Annotated in this window: 4 protein-coding genes and 1 pseudogene; 1 reads left to right on the forward strand and 4 read right to left on the reverse strand. The window is 73.3% G+C overall.

The genetic code is table 11. The features are described from left to right. Nucleotides 1–1,213 (forward strand): MFS transporter (locus tag AC08ON_RS07825; RefSeq protein ID WP_476616702.1); only part of this gene is annotated, 1,213 nt, incomplete at its 5' end. A 70-nt stretch (nt 1,214–1,283) separates the two neighbouring features. Here AC08ON_RS07825 and AC08ON_RS07830 read toward each other — a convergent pair. The 4 genes and pseudogenes from AC08ON_RS07830 to AC08ON_RS07845 all read right to left on the reverse strand — a co-directional run bounded on the left by AC08ON_RS07830 (nt 1,284) and on the right by AC08ON_RS07845 (nt 4,881). Continuing rightward, a complete protein-coding gene (locus tag AC08ON_RS07830; RefSeq protein ID WP_476607970.1) occupies nt 1,284–2,696 on the reverse strand; it encodes a class I SAM-dependent methyltransferase in 1,413 nt (470 codons plus the stop codon). Nucleotides 2,697–2,829: 133 nt separating this feature from the next. Then, complete coding sequence (locus AC08ON_RS07835; protein WP_476607971.1) at nt 2,830–2,958, reverse strand: hypothetical protein; 129 nt, start codon at nt 2,956–2,958, stop codon at nt 2,830–2,832. Nucleotides 2,959–3,013: 55 nt separating this feature from the next. Next, nucleotides 3,014–3,259: pseudogene (locus AC08ON_RS07840) on the reverse strand (PHP domain-containing protein); the annotation flags it as partial. A 56-nt stretch (nt 3,260–3,315) separates the two neighbouring features. Continuing rightward, nucleotides 3,316–4,881, reverse strand: a complete 1,566-nt coding sequence (locus AC08ON_RS07845) for a pyridoxal phosphate-dependent decarboxylase family protein (RefSeq protein WP_476607972.1) — start codon at nt 4,879–4,881, stop codon at nt 3,316–3,318. Nucleotides 4,882–5,013: the final 132 nt, after the last annotated feature.

The following is a 5,013-nucleotide window of genomic DNA, read 5'->3' on the forward strand; positions in this document are numbered from 1 at the left end:
CTTCTCCGGCGGTGTCGCGCTGGGACCGCTGCTCGGCGGCTTCCTGTTGGAGCACTTCTGGTGGGGTGCCGTCTTCCTGATCAATGTGCCGGTGATGCTCCTGCTGCTGGTGCTGGGTCTCGCGTTCCTGCCCGAGTTCCGGGATCCGCGTCCCGGCCGCTTCGACCTGACCAGCGCCGGGCTCTCCCTCGCCGCCGTCCTCAGCGCGGTCTACGGCATGAAGCGCATCGCCGAACACGGCTGGACCGCTGTTCCGATGACCGCCTTCGTCGTCGGTGTGATCCTGGGCGGCCTCCTTGTGGTCCGGCAGCGCCGGGTCGACCAACCGCTGATCGACCCGCGGTTGTTCGCGTCCCGTGCCGTGCGCACGGCGTTGGCCGTCAACGCCCTCGCCCTGTTCGCCCTCGTCGGGTTCAGCTTCTTCGCCACTCAGTACCTGCAGCTCGTGGCGGGCCTGACCCCGCTGGTCGCCGGACTGTGGACGATGTTGCCGGCGACCGCAATGATTATCTCTGTGCTGGCCGCCCCCCGGCTGCTGCGGCTGCTGCGGCTGGGCGGTGCGCTTGGCGCGGGGCTGGTCGTCACCGCGCTGGGATTCGGCATCGCCAGTCGGCTCGGCGTCTCCGGGGGTCTGCCGGTGCTGCTCGGCGCCTATGCCGTGCTGATCAGCGGGGTCGGTGTCGTCCTCACGATCTGCACCGACGTCGTGCTCGGCAACGCCCCACCCGAACGGGCGGGTTCGGCCTCCGCCCTGTCCGAGTCGGCCATCGAGTTCGGTGGCGCGCTCGGGGTCGCCGTTCTCGGCAGCATCGCCACCGCCGTCTACCGGAACGAGGTGCCGACGCGGGCACCGTCCGGCCTGCCCACGATCGCGGTCGACGCGGCGCGGGAGACCCTCGGCGGTGCGGTGGAGGTCGCCCACCGGCTCCCCGGCGGCCTCCGCCCGGGGGGTCTCGGCGACATGCTGCTGCGGGTGGCACAGGAATGCTATGTCGACGCGATGTCGGTGACCGCTCTGATTGCCATGACGGTCATGGCGGTCACGGCCATCGCCGTCGTGGTGGTGCTGCGCCGGGACGGTGCGCCGTCGATGCCTGAATCGTCAACGGCCGGATCGTTGACGGCCGGGGACGCGGTCGCCGGGCGGGCCGAGAGCGTCGGCACCGAAGGGTCCGACCGTACGGTGGCGGACTCCGCCGCTCCCGGGGCATAGGCGTCGCTTCCGATCGCAGGCGCCGCTCCCGGGCGGGCTCCCGGGCGGGCTCCCGGGCGGCATAGTCGGGTCAGCCGGCCGTCGACTGGCTCGGTGCGGTCGTGGGCGTCGGTGCGGTCGTGGGCGACTCGAAGCGGGGCCGCAGGGGCATGCCGGCGGTGCCGGCGTCCGGCCGGACCGCGAGGGTCTGGTGGATCTGGGTCCGCCCGCTCTCGAAGCTCAGCGCCGATCCGGCCATGTAGAGCCGCCAGACGCGGGCCCGACCCGCCCCGACCATGCTGACCGCGGCCGGCCAGTTCTTCTCCAGCAGGCGTACCCAGGCCCGCAGGGTCAGCGCGTAGTGCTCGCGCAGGGACTCGACGTGGCGCGCCTCGAAACCGGCCGCCTGCATCAGGGAGACCATGACCCCGATCTCGTGTAGTTCCCCGTCCGGGAAGACGTAGCGCTGGAGGAAGTCGCGTCCCCTCGGCAACGGGACCGGGCCGAGGCCGGGGCGGGCCCGGCGGGCCCCCGTGGGGTCGCCGGGAAACGAGATTCCGTGGTTGAGCAGGCGCCCCCCGGGGCGCAGCAGCCGGTACAACTGGTCGAAGTAGGTCGGGAGCATCGCCCGGCCGACGTGTTCCACCATGCCGATGGAACTGATCGCGTCGAAGGGGCCGTCCGGGATTTCCCGGTAGTCCTGCAGGCGGATCTCGATGACGTCGGCGAGGTCCGCCTCGGCGACGAGGCGGCGGGCCTGCGTGGCCTGTTCCACCGAGATGGTCACCCCCACGCCGCGGACCCCGTGGTGGCGGGCGGCGTGGATCAGCATGCTGCCCCAGCCGCAGCCGATGTCCAGCAACCGCTCGCCGGGACGCAGGCCCAGCTTGCGGCAGACCAGCTCGTGCTTGGCGTTCTGGGCGGCGTCCAGGCCGACCTGCGCCGATTCCCACACCCCGCAGGAATAGGTCATCGTCGGGCCGAGGATGAGGCGGTAGAACGCATTGGACACGTCGTAGTGATGGGATATCGCCGCCGCGTCCCGGTCCCGGGTGTGCTGCCGGCCGCGCAGCCGGGCCTCCTCGGGCGGCGGGGCCGGCATGCGCGGGCCGAGTTCGCGCAGCAGGGTCGCGGCGGCGCGGGCGGTCGCGCCGGTCAGCCGCGAGCCGGCCCCGGCGATGCCTCGGCGCACCGCGATGGCGGCGAAGATGTCCCCCTCGACGTCGATCTCCCCGGCGACGAAGGCCCGCGCGAAGCCCAGCTCACCCGGGCGGAACAGAATGCGGCGCAGCGCCTCCGGCGAGCGGACCAGGATCCGGGTGGTGGTGTCCGGTCCCAGCACCGAGCCGTCCCACAGCGCGATCCGTACCGGCGGGTCGTCCCCGATCAGGCTCTCGAACAAGATGCGCGTTGCCCGCGCCACGTTCGGTGACCACCGCGGCTCCCGGCGCGGAATGGTCGCTTCGGCAGGGTCGTGCTCCGCCGGCTGTCGACTGATCGTCACGGCGCATCCTCCGGTTGTTACCTGGGCTCATCGTCCCCCGGAAACCTGCTGCCGCAACGGTGCCGGGTGTTGCATGTCCGTATCCCCGACGGGATCCTCGGTAGCGGGAATGCTCCGGTCCGTCCCGCGCCGCTCAGGCCACGGCGGAGGCGCCGAGCAGGGCCTTGAGGTCGCCCATGAGGGCCGGAGTGCGCTGGACCGTGTACGCGTCGTCGAACCGGAACACGGTGGTGCGGCTTGCGGTCTGCAGCCGCAGGTGCACTTCCGTCGTCTCGGGAGGGTGCCGAGAACCTCCCGCAGCCGCTCCACCGTCAGCGGCGCACCCGCTGCTTGAGTGGGCGGGATTCCGGCGCGACGTACGCCTCGCAGCCGATGATGGGCTTGACGCCGGCCACCGTCGCCTGCTTGTGGAAGTCGTAGGTGCCGTACATGTAGCCGTGACCGGTGATTGCGACCGCCGGCATCTGCTGGCGGGAGACCTCTTTGAGCATGTCCTTCAGCCGAGCCGCCCCGTCCAGTGTCGAGTACTCGGTGTGAACGTGAAGGTCGACGGAAGAGCTGGACCGTCAGACCTTCCCGCGCGCGGTCCGGATACCTCCGCCGTCGTGTCCGCCGGGTACTACGAAGCGATACCGCCGCGGTGCGTACCGCCGCCGCTCGGCGCCGCCACGGTCGTCCCCCGCACGGTCGTCCCCCGCGCCTCGGCGACGGCGGCCTCGATCACCGCGATCGTCCGCTCCACCTCGCCGTCCGAGGTCGACCAGTTGCTTACCGAGATGCGCATCGCCGTGCGCCCCCGCCACACCGTGCCGCTCACGAACGCCTCGCCGCTCGCCGTCACCGCGGCCGTGACCGCTGCCGTCAGCCGGTCGCCCTCCGCCCGCCCGGCCGCCGTCCGGTCGCCCTCCGGGTCTGCCAGCACCCGGATCAGCACCTGGTTGAGCTCCACGACGCGGCCCGGGCCGGCTGACCCGGCTGGGCCGGCCACCGAGTTCAGCACCGTCACCCCGGGAAGAGCGGCGAGCCGCACGGCGAAGCGGTTGGCATACTCGCAGCACCGGTCCACCAGATCGCGCAGCCCCGCCCGGCCGAGCGAGCGCAGCGCCGCGTATACGGCGAAGGCCCGTGCCCGGCGGCTGAACTCCGGTGTCCAGTCGACCGGGTCGAGCCGGCCGGCGGAGTCGAGGACGAAGTAGGCCGCCGAGACCGACATCGACCGCCGGTGCGCCTCGCGGTCCGCGATGAGCGCGATCCCGCAGTCGTACGGGACGTTGAGCCACTTGTGGCCGTCGGTCGCCCACGAGTCGGCCCGCTCGACCCCGGCGACGAGGGCGCGCCGGGACGCCGCCGCCGACACCGCCGCCCACAGCCCGAACGCACCGTCCACGTGTACCCAGGCGCCGTGTTCGCGGGCCAGCGCGCACACCTCCTCGAAGGGGTCGAACCCGCCGGTGTTGACCTCCCCCGCCTGGGCGATCACGATCGTCGGCCCGCTCCCGCCGCTCTCGTCGGCAAGGGCCGCCCGCAGCGCCTCGGGGCGCATCCGCCCGAGTTCGTCGGCCTCGACGGCGATCGTCGCGCGGGTGCCGAATCCGAGCAGGCGCAACGCGGCGTCGACGGTGGCGTGCCGGGCGGCACCGACCAGGACCCGCACGGGCGGCGCCCCGGCGAGACCGTCCGTCTCGACATCCCAGCCGGCCCGCGCCAGCACCCGGTGCCGCGCGGCCGCCAGGGCGGTCACGTGCGCCATCTGGGTGCCGGTGGTGAACCCGACGGACACCCCCGACGGCAGGCCGAGCAGTTGCGCGATCCAGCGGCCGGTCAGTGCCTCGACGGCGCTGGCGGCCGGGGAGAGGGAGGCCAGGGCGGCGTTCTGGTCCCACACGACGGTGAGCAGGTCGGCGGCGAGCGCCGCCGGCAGGGTCCCGCCGATGACGTAGCCGAAGAAGCGGCCTGAGCCGGTCGCGGTGAGGCCGCCGGCCACCGCGTCGACCAGGGCGTCGATGACCGCCACCGGGTCGCTCGGGCCTGCCGGCAGCGTGTCGCCGAGCCGGCGGCGGACCTGCTCGGCGGTCAGGCTGGGGCCGACCCGACGATCGGCCAGACCCGCCAGGTAGGCGTCGGCATGCCCGGCGGCGGCGCGCAGTGCCGCGCGGAGCGCGTCAACGGGCGGCATGCCTCGCATCGGTGGATCTCCTCGTCCGAGATGGATGATCGTTCGCCAGCGGGTCCGATGCCCGGCGGCGTCAGTCGGCCGCCACCGCCGCCGCCGCCGCCGCCGCCGGTGGCCGGGCGTGCGCCGCCGTTCGGCCCTCCC

This window comes from Frankia sp. CoWAU3, assembly GCF_977971855.1.